This is a genomic window from Allorhizobium sp. DMC15, assembly GCF_056314065.1.
This window is the reverse complement of the sequence record NZ_JBQUZB010000003.1, coordinates 361,765-379,587: the sequence shown is the minus strand read 5'-3', so window position 1 is coordinate 379,587 and position 17,823 is coordinate 361,765. Positions and strand designations below refer to the sequence as shown.

Genomic DNA, 17,823 nt, shown 5'->3' with positions numbered 1-17,823 from the left:
AGAACGGCATGACGAAGGCCATAATGTTGCAGGGAACAGGCTCCGATGTCGGAAAGACGATACTGGTCGCCGGCCTTTGCCGACTGGCCTCCAATCGGGGACTGAAGGTCGCTCCGTTCAAGCCGCAGAACATGTCGAACAATGCCGCCGTCTCAGATGACGGCGGTGAGATCGGACGAGCCCAGTGGCTGCAGGCGCTGGCAGCGCGCATTCCCTCCAGCGTCCACATGAATCCGGTTCTTCTGAAACCCCAGACAGAGACGGGCAGTCAGATCATCGTCCAGGGCAGGGTTTTCGGCCAGGCCAAAGGGCGGGACTATCAGCGCCTGAAGCCGCAGTTGATGGCTGCGGTGCTCGACAGTTATCGGCAGGTGGCAAACGGGCGCGATCTTGTGATCGTTGAGGGAGCCGGCTCGCCCGCGGAAATCAATCTGAGAGCCGGTGACATCGCCAATATGGGGTTTGCGACCCGGGCGGAGGTGCCGGTGGTGCTGGTCGGCGACATCGACCGTGGCGGAGTGATCGCCTCATTGGTGGGGACGCACACGATCCTGCCGGAGGAGGACCGGCAGCAGATCCGCGGCTATATCATCAATAAGTTTCGCGGCGACGTGACGCTGTTCGATGAGGGTATTTCTGCCATCGGCGGGTTTACCGGCTGGCCTTGCTTTGGCGTGGTGCCCTGGCTGAAAGCCGCCAGCCGTTTGCCGGCGGAGGATTCCGTGGTGCTGGAGCGGATGGTCCGCGGGCAGGGCGGGGCACTGAAAATCGCTGTGCCCGTGTTGTCTCGGATCGCCAATTTCGACGATCTCGATCCGCTGCGGCTGGAGCCGGAGGTCGATCTCGTCTTTGTGCGCGGCGGCGATCCTCTGCCGTCGGACGCCGGACTGGTCATCCTGCCGGGCTCGAAGTCGACGATCGGCGATCTTGCGGAACTGCGGGCGAATGGCTGGGATCGGGATCTGGCACGTCACGTGCGGCGCGGCGGCCGGGTGATCGGGATCTGCGGTGGTTATCAGATGCTCGGCCGCACTGTCGCAGATCCGCTGGGACTGGAGGGCGCGCCTGTCACAGTCGAGGGATTGGGGCATCTCGACGTCGATACGGTGATGGCGGCGGAAAAAACGGTCCGCAACAGCGTGGCGCGCTCGCTTGACTACGATGTGGCGCTGACCGGCTATGAGATCCATTTGGGCGTGACCGAAGGACCGGACCAGGCACGTGCGCCCGTTGCCATTGACGGGAGGCCGGACGGAGCGGGGTCTGCGGACGGCCGGGTCGCCGGTACCTATCTGCACGGGCTGTTCTCAAGCGACGCCTATCGGCAAAGGCTTCTCGAGAGCTTTGGGATTGTGGGAGGCGGTGTGGACTACCGGGCTCTTGTCGATGCCGCACTCGACGATGTGGCGGCAGAGCTCGAAAGCCATCTGTCCGCCGACTGGCTGAAGAGCCTGTTGGACTAGGCTTTCGTTGTCGTTCAAGACGTTTGTGCAGCATCCATGGGGGACGCCATCAGCTCGCCACCGCCAAGAGAGTTGTTGGAATATTTGAACGCCAATATGCTGAGCACCGAAGCGACCAGCAGGATGAAGATCATTCTCATTGTTTTTGCTCCTGCTTGTCTTTCGACAATGCAATTGCGGCAAAAGCAGTTCCGATGGGTTGAGGAATAGCAATGTGTTGGCGATGTTATGCTGTCGCCGTTGCATATCTGCAACGTGGCGTCTTTGGCCGACGTTAGCCTAGCGCCACTTCACTTGGAGACGCCGTGAGACGACCGCCACTGAGGGAACTCTCCGAAAATTTGATCGCCAGAATGCTGAACACCGCAGCAATCATTACCAGGATCATCACACGCATCTTGGATCCCACGCCCTAAACCTGGAAGCAAATATATCCTCCCACCGGTTCGAGGGCTGCTAAGCCCATTACTTGCATTTTAAGGATCCAGTAGAAATGCCGCAGGCAGGCGGGAGGTCGGGGCCGAGCGGCAGCGCGGTCGGCCCCGTTTGAGATCAGCGGGCCGCGCTCAGTCGCAGCAGACGGCAGAGTTCGACCAGTTGCGCATCGTAACGGCTGGAGGTGACGCTGCCGCAGCGCACGAGCAATTTGCGACGATCATCCGCGGACATATCCTGGAGTGCTTGACGCTGGGGTGCCGTCAGACCGCCGCCGCCGGGGGCGTTCGGCCCCGTGCCGGGCGTATTGCCGCCGATCCCGATGTCGACGTCCGCTCCGGTGCTGCCGCCTCCGACGGTGGCTCCCACCGAAGCGTTGATCCCGCGGCTGCCTCCGAGCGACGCATCGATGTCGGCGGTCAACCCATTGCGCGTGCCGACATTTGCACTGGCGTTGACGCCGCGGCTTCCTCCAACGGAAGCGTCGACATCTGCAAGGCCGCGGCTCCCTCCGACCTTGGCATCAGCATTTACCCCGCTGCGACCTCCGACAGAAGCGCTGGCACCCAGACCATCCCTTGTGTCGACATCAACGCTGATACCGCGATCACCGCCGATTGACAGTCCGCCGGCGTGGGAAGTGGTTCCCGACAGGACCATCAGGCCGACCGAGACGAGGCATATACTCATCCGTTTTTGCATGACATTTCCTCCTCAGATGGCCGGCCGCCGGGAGGCAGCCGGTTATCCCCAAACCCGCGCCTCGCCAATTGGTTTCGGATGAAACAATCGCGGGCGAGACATCGTTAGCGAAACGTTATATCGGCGGATGTGTCTGACTTGAAATAGGGCGTTAACGGCTGGGAAGGGCGGCTGGTTGCGACCTGCCGATGTGCAGGGACCGCCCATGTCTTCGGTATGGACAATCGAAGATCTGGCGGAAGAGGTGGGATTCGAACCCACGGTACGGTCTCCCGCACGCCGGTTTTCAAGACCGGTTCCTTAAACCACTCGGACACTCTTCCCGTGGACGGCGTTATGGGCAAAGGCTACGGATTTGGCAAGGGCGATTGTTCGGGTCTTTGTTCCCGCCGGCGGGTAATCGCATGGGCGCACACATGCAGCGCGTTAACCATGTGCTTACCATGATCTCATTTGTGTCGGATCGCCGGCGCCACAATTCCCAATTCGGCCACTTTTCCACAGCCTTCTCGATCCCGCAGGCGTACGGGCGGGGTTTTCCCGGGATGGCAGGGGATGCCGTCCGGCCCGTTTGATCAGAAGTGGGACATATGCATTCGAGCACAGGCGGCCGGCTGGCCATGGGTGGAAGATGGCTGGGTGTGGCGCTGATGTGTGCCTTTGCCGCTTCCTGTTCGACCACCAAAGAGACGGCGGGAAAACCCAAGCGTTCGAAAGAGTTCTTCGCCGAATCCATCTACGGGGTGAAGGCAAGCCCGCGTCTGGTCGCCAGTGGCCCCGTGCCCAAGGGTGGCGGACGCTACATGGTCGGCAAGCCTTATGTCGTGAAGGGCGAGACCTTCGTGCCGAAGGAAAACCCGCGCTACGACGCCGTCGGGATCGCCTCGTGGTATGGAGACGCCTTCCATGGGCGAATGACGGCCAATGGTGAACTTTACGACAAAGAACATCTTTCGGCCGCCCATCCGACGCTCCCGCTTCCGAGCTATGCCCGCGTGACCAATCTCACCAATGGCAGTTCCGTCATCGTGCGCATCAATGACCGTGGCCCGTTTCACAAGGGACGGCTGATAGATCTTTCGAACAAGACCGCCGACATGCTGGACATGGCCCATAGCGGCACCGGCAAGGTTCGCGTCCAGTATATCGGGCCGGCGCGGATGGACGGGCATGACATGCCCTATCTGATGGCTTCCTACGTCAAAAAGGGCGAGCGTGGACCCGTGGTCGATCCGCAAGGCGACATTGCGTCTGGCGTGATGGTGGCCTCGAACGACGTCGCGGTCCCGCAGTACCGGCCGCTGGCAGAGCCAGTTTACCAGACGGCGCTTTCGGGCTCCACACCGAGTGGTGGGGCTCTTGCCCATACACTCGACGCGCAGCTGCTGATGTCGCAATCGGCGGCGCCGCAGGGCATGGCATCCGGCGGGGCAGAGGTCTTTGCCGCACTTCCCGACATTGGTCCCGTTCCCGCATTCCGGCCGCATCACGTTCCCGGCTATGACGGATCCGGTTATGCTGCGGCTTATGCCGAGGTCGGGCGCCCGTCCGGCGCGCTTGCCTTTGACGCCATTCTCGTGCGCAATGGCGGCCTCACCGAGAGCTCGATTCTCTCCTCGGTTGCCAAAGGCGGAATCACCCTTTCGAAGGGGCTTTGACTGCGGCGGGCGAGGGGACCATAGCTCCCACAGCGCCAGCAGAGCCAAGTTTGATCATGCGTTCCCGCTTTCCCTTTTTTGCCGTTCTGGTGATGCTCGGCCTCGTCGTCTCCGCCCCGGCATCGACGTTGGCGCAAGAGGTGGCGAAATCCAGCGCAACGGAAACGAAGGCGGGACAGGCCTATCTGATCGAGGCGTCGACCGGCACCGTGCTTCTGGCGAAAGACGAGCGTAAGAGTTTTGCGCCGGCGTCTCTCGCAAAGCTCATGACGCTCGAAATTGTGTTTCAGGCGCTGGGCAAGGGCGAGATCCGGCCGGATCAAGTCTATCCCGTCTCCGAATTTGCCTGGCGCACGGGTGGGGCGCCCTCGCGGACCTCGACCATGTTTGCGGCCGTGAAGAGCCAGGTGCCGGTGGCCGATCTGGTGAAGGGCATTGCCGTGCAGACCGCGAATGACGGCTGTCTGATCCTGGCCGAAGGCATGGCCGGTTCGGAGGCGAAATTCGTCGAGCGCATGAATGCGCGGGCGGCGGAGCTGGGGCTGAAGGACAGCCATTTTGCCAATGCCACGGGGCTTCCGCATCCCGACAATCGCTCCACGCTCGTTGATCTCGTAAGACTGGCGCAGCATCTCCAGCGCAGCTATCCCGAGCTCTACAAGACCTTCTCCATTCCGGAATTCGAGTGGAACAAGATCCTGCAGCGCAACCGCAACCCCTTGCTCGGCATGGGGGCCGATGGGCTTGCAACCGGTTTTGCCGACGGCAGCGGCTTTGCCATCGTCGCTTCGGCGGAGCGCAATGGACGGCGGCTCTTTCTCGGGCTGGGCGGTCTGGCGAGCGACAAGGAGCGCACCGAGGAGGCAACACGGCTGATCAACTGGGGCTTTGACGGGTTCGAGATGCGGCGGTTGTTCGACAAGGACGAGGTGATCGGCGAAGCCAGCGTCTATGGCGGCGCGCAATCGACCGTGCCGCTGGTGGCGCGGACGCCGGTCGAGGTTTATGTCCCGGTTGACAATCCCGAGCGACTGCAGGCCCGGATCGTCTATCGCTGGCCGCTCAGCCCCCCCGTTTCGAAGGGTGCCGAAATTGCCGTGCTGAACCTTTTTTCCGGTGACCGCCCACTCTTGTCGGTGCCGCTCCAAAGCGCATATGCGGTCGAGGTGGGAACCCTGCGGCAAAGGGCGGTGGACGCGCTGATCGAGCTTCTGTTCTTCTGGCTGTGAGGGCAAAAAGCAGTCCGGCAGCATGCTCGACGGTTTTGTTTGACGCCGTCTTGGGGTAGAGGCACTGGGTGAGCCGATACGGCAAATGGCGATACGCGCCAAAGAGTGCGGGAAGAAGGCAAGGCATTGGCGACCGGTCCGGGATTGTTCGTGAGTTTCGAAGGAGGCGAGGGGGCCGGGAAATCGACCCAGATCCGCCTGCTGGCGGAAGTCTTGCGCGAGCTAGGGCACGACGTCGTGGTGACGCGGGAGCCGGGCGGGTCGCCGGGGGCGGAGGCTTTGCGTCATGTGCTACTCTCCGGGGCGGCCGAACCCTTCGGGATCCGCATGGAGGCCTTGCTCTTCGCTGCCGCCCGGGCCGATCACCTCGCCTGCTTCGTGCGTCCGGCGCTGGCGCGGGGTCAGGTGGTCCTTTGCGACCGCTTTGTCGATTCCTCTCGCGTCTATCAGGGGGTCACCGGCAATCTGGAGCCGCGGCTGATGGAGGTGCTGGAGCGGGTATCGGTCGCAGGCACGATGCCGGATCTGACGCTGATCCTCGATCTTCCGGCGTCCGTCGGGCTCGACCGGGCAAGGCGCCGGGCAGGGGCGACGCCGACCTCCGCCCAGCCGGATCGCTTCGAAAAGGAGCGCACGGAGGTGCATGAGAAGCGCCGCCAAGGTTTTCTCGACATTGCGCTGCGCGAACCGGAGCGGTGCCGGGTCATCGATGCAAGCCTCGACGTGGAGCGGATCGCGCGCGACATTCTGGCCGACGTCACGCTGGTGATGGCGCAGCAGCGCGGTGCCCGCAATGACCAGGCGGCGGGCCGATGAGCGAGGAGAAAGCAGGCCTGCTGGATGGGGCGATTGCGCCGGCCCTCAATACCCGTCTGTTCGGGCATGCTGCGGCCGAAGAGTTTCTCGCGCGCAGCTACAGGTCGGGGAAGGGGCACCACGCGATTCTGATCGAGGGGCCGGAAGGGATCGGCAAGGCGACACTCGCCTTTCGCTTCGCCAACCATGTCCTTCGTCATCCCGATCCCGCAACGGCACCCGGCGTGATGGCGGATCCTGATCCGGAGCATCCGATCAGCCGTCAGATTGCCTCGGGCGCCAGCCACAACCTCTTGCATCTCGCGCGTCCCGTGGACGACAAGACCGGTCGGGTGAAACAGGCAATCACCGTGGACGAAGTGCGCAAGGCGGGGCATTTCTTCAGCCAGACCTCGGGCACGGGGAACTGGCGAATCGTGATCATCGATCCCGCCGACGATCTGAACCGGAATGCCGCCAATGCGATCCTGAAGATCCTCGAGGAGCCGCCGAAGCGGGCGATGTTCCTCGTCTTGTCGCATGCGCCGGGCAAGCTCTTGCCGACCATCCGCTCGCGGTGCCTGCCGCTCAAACTGCAGGACCTTGATCCGCAGTCGATGGATCAGGCACTTGGCCAGTTGGGGTTGTCTATCCCCGCAGAAAAGCGCGAGGCGGTGCTTTCGCTCGCCAAGGGCAGCGTCGCGCGGGCGCTGAAACTCGTCAATTACGGCGGCGCCGATATCCTGGACGCCTTTGAGCAGATGCTGTCGGCATCGGGGCCAGCGCAGCGCAAGATGATGTTCAAGATCGCAGATGCGCTGTCGGGTAAGGACAGCGATGTCGCCTTCGGTTTCTTTGTCGAGCATCTGGGGGACCATCTGGCGGAAACCGCGCGACGGCGGGCGTTCTCCGGCGATCTCGGTGCGGCCGAGCATTACGCGCGTCTGACTTCGACAATCAACGAGCAACTCACTGTGGCCTCGGCCTACAACCTCGACCGCAAGCAGACGATCCTCGACGTGTTGTCGGCGATCGTTCGCTGAGCCTCACGACACGCTGCGTGGCGCTGCAGCAAAACGGATGTTCCTAAAGCCGCCGGAATGTTTTAAGAGCGTTCGACCCCATTTGTCGTCGCCGTTCCTGGCTGGCCTTCTTGCGCCGCCAGTGTCCGGCCCGTGACATCGCAACCGACGAAAAGACAACAAGAAGCCATGAGCGATCCCTTCTACATCACCACTGCCATCTCCTATCCGAACGGCAAGCCGCATATCGGCCATGCCTATGAGCTGATCGCGACGGACGCCATGGCGCGGTTCCAGCGGCTCGACGGCCGGGACGTGTTCTTCCTGACGGGTACGGACGAACACGGGCAGAAGATGCAGCAGACTGCGCGCGCCGAAGGGATTTCGCCGGAAGCGCTGGCTGAGCGGAACTCCAATGAATTCCGCGATATGGGAAAGCTTCTTAATGCGTCGAATGATGATTTCATCCGCACGACCGAGAAGCGCCATCATGAGACCGTCCAGGAAGTCTGGCGGCGGATGGAGAAGAATGGCGACGTTTACAAGGGCGGTTATGCCGGCTGGTATTCGGTGCGCGACGAGGCCTATTACCAGGAAGAGGAAACCGAGTTGCGCGCCGATGGCGTGCGCTACGGGCCGCAGGGCACGCCGGTCGAATGGGTGGAAGAGGAAAGCTACTTCTTCAAGCTCTCGGCCTATGAAGACAAGCTCCTGAAACTCTACGAGGACCAGCTGGATTTCATCGGTCCGAACGAGCGTCGCAACGAGGTCATTTCCTTCGTCAAGTCGGGTCTCAAGGATCTGTCGATCTCGCGCACGACCTTCGACTGGGGCATCAAGGTGCCCGGCGACGACAAGCATGTGATGTATGTCTGGGTCGATGCGCTGACCAATTACATCACCGCCACCGGCTATGTCGAAGATACGAACGGCCCGCTTGCCAAATACTGGCCGGCCGACGTGCATATCATCGGCAAAGACATCATCCGCTTCCACGCCGTCTACTGGCCGGCCTTCCTGATGTCGGCGGGCCTGCCGCTGCCGAAGCGGGTCTATGCCCATGGCTTCCTGCTCAACAAGGGCGAGAAGATGTCGAAGTCGCTCGGCAATGTCGTTGATCCGGTGAACCTCGTGAACCATTTCGGCCTCGACCAGGTGCGCTACTTCTTCCTGCGCGAAGTCTCCTTCGGCCAGGACGGCAGCTATTCGGAAGAGGGCATCGGCACGCGCATCAATGCCGATCTCGCGAACGGCATCGGCAATCTCGCCTCGCGCTCGCTGTCGATGATCAACAAGAACTGCGAGGGCAGGGTGCCGATACCCGGTCCGCTCACCGCGGAAGACGAGGCGATCCTGAAGATTGCCGACGAGGCGATCGACATCTGCCGCGAGGAGATGGGCAAGCAGCAGATCCACAAGGCGGTCGCTGCCGTCATCAACATCGTCAACGAGGCCGACCGCTATTTCGCGGCGCAGGCACCGTGGGTCTTGAAGAAGACCGACGAGGCGCGCATGGGCACGGTGCTTTATGTGACCGCTGAGGTCGTTCGCCAGATCGCGATCCTGTTCCAGCCGATCATGCCTGCATCCTCGGCGAAAATCCTCGATCTCGTTGCTGTCGCGGAAGCAGATCGCGTCTTCGCCAAGCTTGGCGCTGCCGGACGGTTGCAGCCGGGCACGGAACTGCCGGCGCCGGCGCCGGTCTATCCGCGCTATGTCGCCCCGGACGCGGCGAAGGCCTGACACGATGCTGATCGATACCCATTGCCATCTGGACTTCGCCGACTTCGACAGCGAGCGCGACGAGCTCGTCACGCGGGCGCATCAGGCCGGCGTGAAGCAGATGGTGACGATCTCGACGCGGGTCAGGAAGCTCGAGACGCTCTTGGCACTCACGGAGCGCTATCCGAGTGTCTTCTGCTCGGTCGGTACGCATCCGAACAATGCTGGCGACGAGCTGGATGTCACAGCGGACGAACTGGTGAAGCTTGCCGAGAGCCACGAGAAGATCGTGGCGATCGGCGAGGCCGGGCTCGACTATTTCTACGACACGCAGAAGCCCGAAGACCAGAAGACGGGCCTGATCCGCCATATCGATGCGGCGCGGCGCACGGGGCTGCCGCTCGTCATTCACAGCCGCAGCGCCGACGAGGACATGGCCGATATACTGACCGAGGAAACAGGGAAGGGGGCCTTCCCTTTCATCCTGCATTGCTTCTCTTCCGGCCAGGCGCTGGCCGATACGGGTGTGGCGCTCGGCGGTTACGTCTCCTTTTCCGGTATCGTGACCTTTCCGAAATCGGAAGAGCTGCGCGAGATCGCGAAAAGCGTGCCGATGGACCGTTTGCTGGTCGAGACGGATGCGCCGTATCTGGCGCCGAAGCGCTGGCGTGGAAAACGCAACGAGCCGTCCTATGTGGTGAATACGGCGGAGGTTCTGGCGGAGGTCAAGGGCGTGAGCTACGCGGAGATGGCTGATATCACCACCGAGAATGCCTTCCGCTGTTTTTCGAAAATGCCGCGGTTGGCTTGAGGGAGCTTTGATGAAGGTCACGCGCCGGTTCACGCTGCTCGGTTGTTCCTCGTCTCCCGGCGTGCCCAGGATCAATGGCGACTGGGGCAATTGCGACCCCAACAATCCGAAGAACCGGCGAACACGCGCGTCGTTCCTGATCGAGCAGATCGGGCCGGATGGCGGCAAGACGGTCATTGTTGTCGATACCGGGCCGGATTTTCGCGAACAGATGATCCGTTCCAAGGTCGAGTTCATCGATGCCGTGGTCTACAGCCATGCCCATGCCGACCATCTGCATGGCATTGATGACCTGCGCGGCTATTTTCACAGCCAGCACAAGCGCATTCCGATCCATGCCGAACCCTATACGATGAGCCGGATCGAGGAAGGCTTCGGCTATTGTCTGAAGACGCCTGTGGGCAGCAACTATCCGCCGATCGTCGATCCTGTCATTATCGAGGATCTCGATCAGCCGATCACCGTGACTGGCGCCGGTGGGACTATTTCGCTTCTGCCGCTGAAGCAGCAGCATGGAGACATCATCTCGATTGGTCTCAGAATCGGTGACGTGGCTTATTGCTGCGACGTCTCGGACTTTCCGGAGGAAACCGTCGCCAAGCTTGATGGTCTGGACCTGCTGGTCATCGACGCGCTGCAATACAGGCCGCATCCGAGCCATCTGTCGCTCGAGCAAGCACTTGGCTGGATCGCACGGTTTGCGCCGAAGCGCAGCGTGCTCACGCATATGCATACGCCGCTCGACTATGACATCGTGATGGCCGAGACGCCCGATCATGTGGAGCCTGGCCACGACCAGTTAGTCGTGGAATTTGAACTGGATATCTGAGGATCTTGAGAGGTTGAATCCGGTTCAGGATGCCGTGCTTCTTATAGGTTCATAGGCTTCTCGCCAGTCTGTGGTCATATCTTAAGTTCCATAATCTATCTTATGCGATCTTTGTGTGTAGGACGGACAGGCTCCAGATGGTCCCCTCCCAGCTGCCACGCTGCCTTTCCATCCGACGCCACTCGCCTTGGATGATCAGCGTCGCTCAGAGCGTTCCGCTGATCCGCAGGACGGACAGAACCAAGCCGCCAATTAGTGCGGTGGACGCTGCAATCGTCGTCAGGATCAAACCGATGAGCCGGATTGGCGACACATGCGGTGAGATTTCCAGTTCATAGCTTTCCCGCACAACCTCCGGATTGAGGCAGACGACCTCAAAGAGGCCCGGAGCCTCACATGTGAATGAGCCGAGCGGAATGGTTCGTCGTCCCTGCATGTCCGATCGTTTCACTTGGAACAGCGCTCGACCATAGGAGCGGTAGATGGATGGAACACCGGTGTCGCGGTTTCTGAGCGTAAACGACGCGGAGAAGTGCGACGTACCGGCAAGGAATGTCAATGGCGGGATCACGACGCTGATGCCATATCGGCCGGCTGCTGGCAGGAAAACGTCTTGAGGCAGGTCTGACGCGGCAAAACGATGTCTCACTGTTGGAAAGATCATCCTTCGAAGCCTTACAAGACTAAGCATGAGGATGTAGCCGGCGGCAGCTGTGGCTGCGGCAGGTAATGCGAGCGACTGCAGTGTCTCCAGCGTCATCTCCATTCGAATCCTTTCCCGCCCTGCGACGCTATTTCATCCCCCCAGATGGAAGTCGCCGCCTTTAGAGGTCCGCGACGTGCAGAATGGTCTTGGCCGAGATCTCGGTTTCCTTGGGGTAGCCGAAGGCGCTGTTGATGTAGGTGACGCCGTCGATCTGTTTATTGCGGTTCAGGTGGCTGTGGCCGTAGAAATGCTTCGTAGAACCGAGCGAGCGGATGCGGCGCTCCAGGCGGTCCGTGCCAAGCACCGGAAACAGCGCCTTGTGCTTTTCCGGATAGCGGGCCGGCATCAGGTCGATGCGGGGAACGAAATGCGAGACGCTGTAGACGGCGTCGAAGCTTGAAGTGTCCGGGAGCACGTTCATGGCGTCGAAACGGGCGGTGACGTCTGCCGGTGTGAGACCTTCCCAATTGCATTTGTAGAAATCCATCCAGCCGCGGCGGATGGTCGGGCCGGGCTCGCCGAAGGAATAATCATACCAGCCGAGCAAAGGCACGATCAGGGTTTTGCCGAAGGCAACCGGGCGCGTCTCGATGCCGTAGACGTGGCAGAGCGCGTTGAGCGTCTCGAACTTTTCGAAGGATGGCCCCTTCCCGCTTCTCGCCGTCCAGAGGTCATGATTGCCGGGCAGAAAGAGCAGCTTTCGGTAGCGCGGCACGAGTTCGTCGAAGCAGGTTTTCACGAGGTCCAATTCGTCGGAGAGATCGCCGGCGACGATCAGGACGTCGTCGGTGAAATCGGCGCGGGACAGCGCGCGCAGCCAGTCGAGGTTTTCACGGTAATCGACGTGGAAATCGGATCCGAGGAAAAGGCGCATGCTCAAGGGATCCGCAACGGGTTCGAAGACATGCAAGCCTTCTAATCAAATTTCACGGCACGGCAAGAGACGGCGGAGGTTGGCGAACCTCCGCCGCAGCGGATCAGTCGACGACGGCAGGCAGAGGCGGGGCCGAAACCCCTTCCCGCCATTCGGTCGAAAGCCTGAGCGGTAGCGTGGCCCGAATATCCTCGGCACTGGCGGCGATCACCAGGTCGTAGTCGCCGGCTTCGGCGATCCAGGAGCGGGCGTTCGGATCGAAGTATGCGAGGTCGCGGACGGCTATCGACAGTTTCGCTGTTGCGGTGGCGCTGCCTGAGATGTGCAGCTTGGCGAAGGCCTTGAGTTCCTTGATTGGGCGCGGGAGGCGCGAGGATTTTGGCTTCACATAGAGCTGCACGAGTTCGGCCCCTGCCCGGTTACCCGTGTTCGTGACGTCGATTTCCACGGCGACGCCATCCGGACCCATCTCGTGGCTGGAAGCGCGCGGTGCGGACCAGTCGAAGGTCGTGTAGGACAGACCGTAACCGAAGGGGAAGAGCGGCGTTGCGCCATCGGCGTCGTGGTGGCGATAGCCGACGGCCAGACCTTCCGCATAGACGACATGGCCGTCCCTGCCGGGATAGGTTTTCGGATCGCCCGATATGGCGGAGTTGTCGGCAAGACGCTCTGGGAACGTCTGCGGCAGGCGGCCGCCGGGTTCGGCGTCACCGAAGAGCACGTCGGCGATGGCATTGCCGGCTTCCTGGCCGGGATACCAGGCCTGGATGACGGCGGAGATCTTGTCGAGCCAGGGCATTTCGATGGGGCCTCCGGTCTGCAGTACCACGACAGTGCGCGGATTGACGGCGGCGACCTTCTCGATCAGCTCTTCCTGGCGTCCGGGCAGGCGCATGTTGGGCAGGTCGAGGCCTTCGGTGTCCCACTCCCCTTCCCGGCCGACCACCAGGATTGCGACGTCGCAGGATTTCGCCTGTTCGACGGCTTCGGCGATGGCCGCATCGCTGGTGGGCAACTCCACACCGAAACGCAGGGCGCGGATATTGATGCCCTCGAATCCTTCCGGAAGGGCGCGATACTCGACGCGGATCTCATAGGTCCGGCCAACCTCCAGTGCCTTCTCCACCCGGATTTCCGAATTGCCGAGGCCGAAGAAATTGTCGCCGCGGGCCCAGCCCGTCTCTCCATCGACCAACAAGTCTCCGTCGACATAGAGTTTGGCCAGGCCGGCATTGGTGAGCCCGAAGACATGGGTGCCGCTCTCGTCCGGACGGAATCGCGTGGTGATGCGGGCGGAGAAATTGCGCGGATCGAGGGAGGCGTCCGGCATGTCGAGCCAGAAGAACTGACTTTCCTCCGCAGTCGAGCGCTGGATGACCGGCCCGGCCCAGTCTCGGCCATGGAAGAAGTCGACGGAGACCTCGCCACGGATCATCTGGGTCAGGCGGTTGTTGCGGCATGCCTTGAGGTGGATGACGCGGTTGGTGCCCGACAAGGCGCCCTTGATGCCCTCGAGTGGGCTCACCTTGTAATGGGCGTTGATCTGGGCGCTGCCGCCGCCCATGACGCGCGGTTCGGCGGCATTGGGGCCGAGAACGGCGATGCGGTCGAGGGCCGACTTGTCGAGTGGCAGTATGCCGTCGTTTTTCAGGAGCACCATGCCTTCGGCGCCGAGCTTGCGGATCAGCGCGCGGTGCTCCGGGCGATCAATGGCCTTTTCCTCTTCCATAGCAGGATCGGCGAAGGCTCCCACCCGCTCCAGCAGCAACAGGATGCGGCGGGCTGCGGCCTTCACGGTTTCGGCGGGTACCCTGCCCTCGCGAACGGCGGCAACCAGCTTTTCGCCGCGGTCACGGGTCGGACCTGGCATCTCGAGATCGAGGCCGCCGATGACCGAGGCCTCGGTGGTATGCGAGCCAAACCAGTCGGACATCACAATGCCTTCATAGCCCCATTCCTCACGCAGGAGTTCGTTGAGAAGCCAGTGGTTCTCGCTGGTCCAGACACCGTTCAGGCGGTTGTAGGAGGACATGATCGCCCAGACGCCTGCTTTCTTCACCGCCGCCTCGAAAGGCAGCAGGTAGATCTCGCGCAATGTGCGTTCGTCGAGATCGGACGACATGGTCTGGCGTTCTACTTCGCTGTCATTGGCGACGAAATGTTTGATCGTGGCGGCAATGCCCTGCGACTGCACGCCCTCGATATAGGCGATGGCCAGCGCGGAAGTCAGCATCGGGTCTTCGGAATAGCATTCGAAATTGCGGCCGTTGAGGCCCGAGCGATGGATGTTTACGGTCGGGGCGAGCAGGACGCGGGCGCTCTTGGTCTTCGCCTCCTCGGCCAGCGCCACACCCATTTCGCGCACGAGGTCAGGGTTCCAGGCCGCACCGATGCCGATGGCGGCGGGGAAGCAGGCGGATTTGACGCCGCCCACGAGGGAACCGCCGCCGCGGGCGCCGTTCGGCCCGTCGGTGACCTTGATCTTGGGGATGCCGAGACGCTCGACAGCGACCGTCGTCCAGAAATCGGCGCCGGCCAGCAGGGCAACCTGCTCCTCAAGCGTCATCCGGTCCAGAAGCGTGTCGATCATGATGCTCTCCCTGATCCATTTCGCTCCTCGCTTTGCGGCAACGATACAGTGCCCGGGAGCCTGACCCTTTAAACCGTCCGCGGAATGCATCTGTCCAGATGGAAGCTAGGGAATTCGCCGTCTTGCAGTCACGAAATCGAGAACGCGCACAAGAAATGCCCCCTCCACCTTTCCGACCAGCCGAATCGTCCTATTCTTCCATTCGATATGACTGAAACATGAGGGGAATCACGATGCGCATGCGGATTGGAATGGCCCTTTTTCTGGTGGCGGTACTGACAGGGACGTCGACCGGCGCCCAACAGGCGGTCCCGGCGGACCCGGCAGGTCTCGCCAAAGGAGTCATCGAGCAGCAGATTGCCGCCTTTCTGAATGACGATGCGGCGACGGCCTACTCCTTCGCCTCGCCTGAGATCAAATCGGTGTTTCCCGATCCCGAACGATTCTTCGAGATGGTGAAGAAGAGCTACGGGCCAGTTTACCGGCCGGGCAATTATGCCTTCGGTCGCAATCAGGTCTCGCCTGACGGCACGGTTGCCTTCCAGGAGGTCCTGATTTCGGCGCCCGACGGGAAAGACTGGGCCGTTTATTACGAGCTCAAACGCCAGAAGGACGGGAATTTCGCCATCAATGGTGTGCGGATAAAACGCGAGACTTCCAGCCAAGGCATTTGAGGTGTTCAAGGGGGCAGAGCGAGCGCCCTGCCCTCGTCTTGCTCACACCGGGTCGATGTCGCCGCGGTTCCACATCTCGATGGTTTCCGCCTTGAAGTCCTCGAAGCGATTTTCGGCGATTGCCTGGCGGATACCCTGCATCAGTTCCTGGTAATAGCTGAGATTGTTCCAGGAGAGCAGCATGCCGCCGAGTGCCTCGTTGGAGCGCACGAGGTGGTGCAAATAGGCACGCGAATAATCGCGGGTCGCGGGGCAATTCGACTGTTCGTCGAGCGGGCGCATGTCTTCGGCATGGCGGGCGTTACGAATGTTGACCTTGCCGCGGCGCGTGAAGGCCAGGCCATGGCGACCGGAGCGGGTCGGCATGACACAGTCGAACATGTCGATGCCTTCGGCGACCGACTTTAGGATATCGTCCGGCGTGCCGACGCCCATGAGGTAGCGCGGCTTTTCCGTGGGCAGCACCGGCAGCGTGATGCGCAGCATGTCGAGCATCACAGCTTGCGGCTCGCCGACCGCGAGGCCGCCGACGGCGTAACCCTTGAGGTCCAGCTGCTTCAGGCCTTCCGCCGAGCGGATACGCAAGGCCGGCTGGTCGCCGCCCTGGACGATACCGAACATGGCTTTGCCCGGCTGATTGCCGAAGGCGACGCGGCAGCGTTCGGCCCAGCGCAGCGACATTTCCATCGCACGTTCGATCTCGCGGGGTTCAGCGGGAAGCGCCACGCATTCGTCGAGCTGCATCTGGATGTCACTGTCGAGCAGACCCTGGATCTCGATCGAGCGCTCCGGCGACATATGGTGCAAGCTACCATCGACATGGCTCTTGAAGGTGACGCCCTGCTCGTCGAGCTTGCGCAGGCCAGACAGCGACATAACCTGGAAGCCGCCCGAATCCGTCAGGATCGGGCCGGGCCAGCGAATGAGTTCATGCAGACCACCGAGGCGGGCGACACGCTCCGGACCGGGGCGCAGCATCAGGTGATAGGTGTTGCCGAGGATGATGTCGGCGCCACCTTCCTTGACCTGGTCGAGATACATGGCCTTGACCGTGCCGACGGTCCCGACCGGCATGAAGGCCGGGGTGCGGATCGTGCCGCGCGGCATGGTGATCTCGCCGAGGCGGGCCTTGCCGCTTACGGCCTTCAGATTGAATGTGAAATTCTCGGACATCGGTCAGTCGTCTTTCCGGAAGAGCAGGCTGGAATCGCCGTAGGAATAGAAGCGGTAGCCGGTCTCGATGGCGTGGGCGTAAGCCGCGCGCATCGTGTCGAGGCCGGCAAAGGCGGAAACCAGCATGAAGAGCGTGGATTTGGGCAGGTGGAAATTGGTCATCAGCATGTCGACCGCTTTGAAGCGGTAGCCGGGCGTGATGAAGATGCCGGTGGCACCCGACCAAGCGGGGATGTGGCCGGTCTCCTCGGCAGCACTTTCGAGCAGGCGCAGAGAGGTGGTGCCGACGGCGATGATCCGGTTGCCCCGCGCACGCACTGCGTTGAGAGCGGCTGCGGTCGAGGGCGAGATATAGCCGATCTCCTCGTGCATCTTGTGCTCGGCGGTATCATCCGCCTTGACCGGCAGGAAGGTGCCGGCACCGACATGCAGGGTCACAAAGTGGCGCTCGATGCCGGCGGCGGCGAGTTTTGCAAAGAGATCGGGCGTGAAATGCAGCCCGGCGGTCGGGGCCGCGACCGCGCCCTCCTCGCGGGCATAGATGGTCTGGTAGTCGGCGCGATCCTTTTCGTCTTCCGGCCGCTTGGCGGCAATATAGGGCGGAAGCGGGATATGGCCGACGGTAGCGATCGCCTGATCGAGATCGGGGCCCGAGAGGTCGAAGGCGAGTTCGATCTCGCCGGCTTCCCCCTTTTCGGCGACGGTCGCGACGAGGGAGCCCATCAGGCAGGCAGCGCCATCTCCCTGCCCCGTGCCGAAATCGATGCGGTCGCCGGTCTTGATGCGCTTGCCGGGTTTGGCGAAGGCCTTCCATCTGGAGGCGCCGACGCGCATGTGCAGCGTGCAGGAGACGGCGATCTCTTCCGCACCTTCGCGGTGGCGGATGCCTTCGAGCTGCGCCGGGATGACCTTGGTGTCGTTGAAGACGAGGGCGTCGCCGGGTCTCAGGAAGGACGGCAGATCATAGACGTGACGGTCTTCGAGCACGGGATCGGCATCGGGGCGCACCACGAGGAAACGCGCATGGTCGCGCGGGCTTGCGGGCCTCAGCGCGATGTTTTCATCCGGCAGGTCGAAGTCGAAGAGATCTACACGCATGGAAATCGGATCTGTTGTGGCGAGGGACTAAACGCGAAAACC

The 17,823-nt window shown here is 62.0% G+C and carries 16 protein-coding genes and 1 tRNA gene; 9 read left to right on the top strand and 8 right to left on the bottom strand.

All coding sequences use genetic code 11. The annotated features are described in order from the left end of the window. The first annotated feature begins 8 nt into the window (after positions 1-8). Entirely contained in the window at positions 9-1,463 is a 1,455-nt protein-coding gene (locus ACT53S_RS16125) for a cobyric acid synthase (protein ID WP_476067727.1), read from the top strand. A gap of 14 nt (positions 1,464-1,477) precedes the next feature. Here the strand turns inward: ACT53S_RS16125 and ACT53S_RS16120 are convergent, their stop codons facing one another. The 3 genes from ACT53S_RS16120 to ACT53S_RS16110 form a co-directional block, all read right to left on the bottom strand. Next, on the bottom strand, positions 1,478-1,603 hold the full coding sequence (locus ACT53S_RS16120; protein ID WP_476067726.1) for a hypothetical protein: 126 nt from the start codon (positions 1,601-1,603) through the stop codon (positions 1,478-1,480). 412 nt (positions 1,604-2,015) lie between these two features. Then, entirely contained in the window at positions 2,016-2,600 is a 585-nt protein-coding gene (locus ACT53S_RS16115; RefSeq protein ID WP_476067725.1) for a hypothetical protein, read from the bottom strand. Between the two features lie 233 nt (positions 2,601-2,833). Beyond that, a tRNA-Ser gene (locus ACT53S_RS16110) sits at positions 2,834-2,923 on the bottom strand. Between the two features lie 267 nt (positions 2,924-3,190). Here ACT53S_RS16110 and ACT53S_RS16105 point away from each other — a divergent pair. The 7 genes from ACT53S_RS16105 to ACT53S_RS16075 all read left to right on the top strand — a co-directional run bounded on the left by ACT53S_RS16105 (position 3,191) and on the right by ACT53S_RS16075 (position 10,666). Beyond that, positions 3,191-4,258, top strand: a complete 1,068-nt coding sequence (locus ACT53S_RS16105) for a septal ring lytic transglycosylase RlpA family protein (RefSeq protein ID WP_476067724.1) — start codon at positions 3,191-3,193, stop codon at positions 4,256-4,258. A gap of 56 nt (positions 4,259-4,314) precedes the next feature. Further along, a complete protein-coding gene (locus ACT53S_RS16100; protein ID WP_142070848.1) occupies positions 4,315-5,487 on the top strand; it encodes a D-alanyl-D-alanine carboxypeptidase family protein in 1,173 nt (390 codons plus the stop codon). Between the two features lie 126 nt (positions 5,488-5,613). Continuing rightward, entirely contained in the window at positions 5,614-6,303 is a 690-nt protein-coding gene (gene tmk / locus ACT53S_RS16095; protein ID WP_476067723.1) for a dTMP kinase, read from the top strand. Further along, complete coding sequence (locus ACT53S_RS16090; protein ID WP_476067722.1) at positions 6,300-7,325, top strand: DNA polymerase III subunit delta'; 1,026 nt, start codon at positions 6,300-6,302, stop codon at positions 7,323-7,325. Before tmk ends, ACT53S_RS16090 begins: the two co-directional genes overlap by 4 nt. 168 nt (positions 7,326-7,493) lie before the next feature. After that, positions 7,494-9,047, top strand: a complete 1,554-nt coding sequence (gene metG / locus ACT53S_RS16085; protein ID WP_476067721.1) for a methionine--tRNA ligase — start codon at positions 7,494-7,496, stop codon at positions 9,045-9,047. 4 nt (positions 9,048-9,051) lie between these two features. Further along, positions 9,052-9,837, top strand: a complete 786-nt coding sequence (locus ACT53S_RS16080; protein WP_476067720.1) for a TatD family hydrolase — start codon at positions 9,052-9,054, stop codon at positions 9,835-9,837. Between the two features lie 10 nt (positions 9,838-9,847). Further along, positions 9,848-10,666: an MBL fold metallo-hydrolase gene (locus ACT53S_RS16075; protein ID WP_476067719.1), complete on the top strand. Its 819-nt coding sequence runs from the start codon at positions 9,848-9,850 to the stop codon at positions 10,664-10,666. Positions 10,667-10,871: 205 nt separating this feature from the next. Here ACT53S_RS16075 and ACT53S_RS16070 read toward each other — a convergent pair whose 3' ends face one another. The 3 genes from ACT53S_RS16070 to ACT53S_RS16060 form a co-directional block, all read right to left on the bottom strand. Beyond that, positions 10,872-11,432 (bottom strand): hypothetical protein, encoded by a 561-nt coding sequence (locus tag ACT53S_RS16070; RefSeq protein WP_476067718.1) that lies wholly within the window; start codon positions 11,430-11,432, stop codon positions 10,872-10,874. Positions 11,433-11,490: 58 nt separating this feature from the next. Continuing rightward, positions 11,491-12,246, bottom strand: a complete 756-nt coding sequence (locus ACT53S_RS16065) for a metallophosphoesterase (protein WP_476067717.1) — start codon at positions 12,244-12,246, stop codon at positions 11,491-11,493. Between the two features lie 103 nt (positions 12,247-12,349). Beyond that, positions 12,350-14,836 (bottom strand): glycoside hydrolase family 3 C-terminal domain-containing protein, encoded by a 2,487-nt coding sequence (locus ACT53S_RS16060; RefSeq protein ID WP_476067716.1) that lies wholly within the window; start codon positions 14,834-14,836, stop codon positions 12,350-12,352. A gap of 239 nt (positions 14,837-15,075) precedes the next feature. Here ACT53S_RS16060 and ACT53S_RS16055 point away from each other — a divergent pair, with 239 nt between their 5' ends. After that, the gene (locus tag ACT53S_RS16055; protein ID WP_113377659.1) at positions 15,076-15,510 is read left to right on the top strand and encodes a DUF4864 domain-containing protein; all 435 of its coding nucleotides are present in this window, start codon (positions 15,076-15,078) and stop codon (positions 15,508-15,510) included. 42 nt (positions 15,511-15,552) lie between these two features. On the opposite strand, the gene tgt is transcribed toward ACT53S_RS16055, so the two are convergent. Next, positions 15,553-16,683 (bottom strand): tRNA guanosine(34) transglycosylase Tgt, encoded by a 1,131-nt coding sequence (tgt, locus tag ACT53S_RS16050; protein WP_476067715.1) that lies wholly within the window; start codon positions 16,681-16,683, stop codon positions 15,553-15,555. 3 nt (positions 16,684-16,686) lie between these two features. Next, complete coding sequence (gene queA, locus ACT53S_RS16045) at positions 16,687-17,781, bottom strand: tRNA preQ1(34) S-adenosylmethionine ribosyltransferase-isomerase QueA (protein ID WP_476067714.1); 1,095 nt, start codon at positions 17,779-17,781, stop codon at positions 16,687-16,689. Between the last annotated feature and the right edge of the window lie 42 nt (positions 17,782-17,823).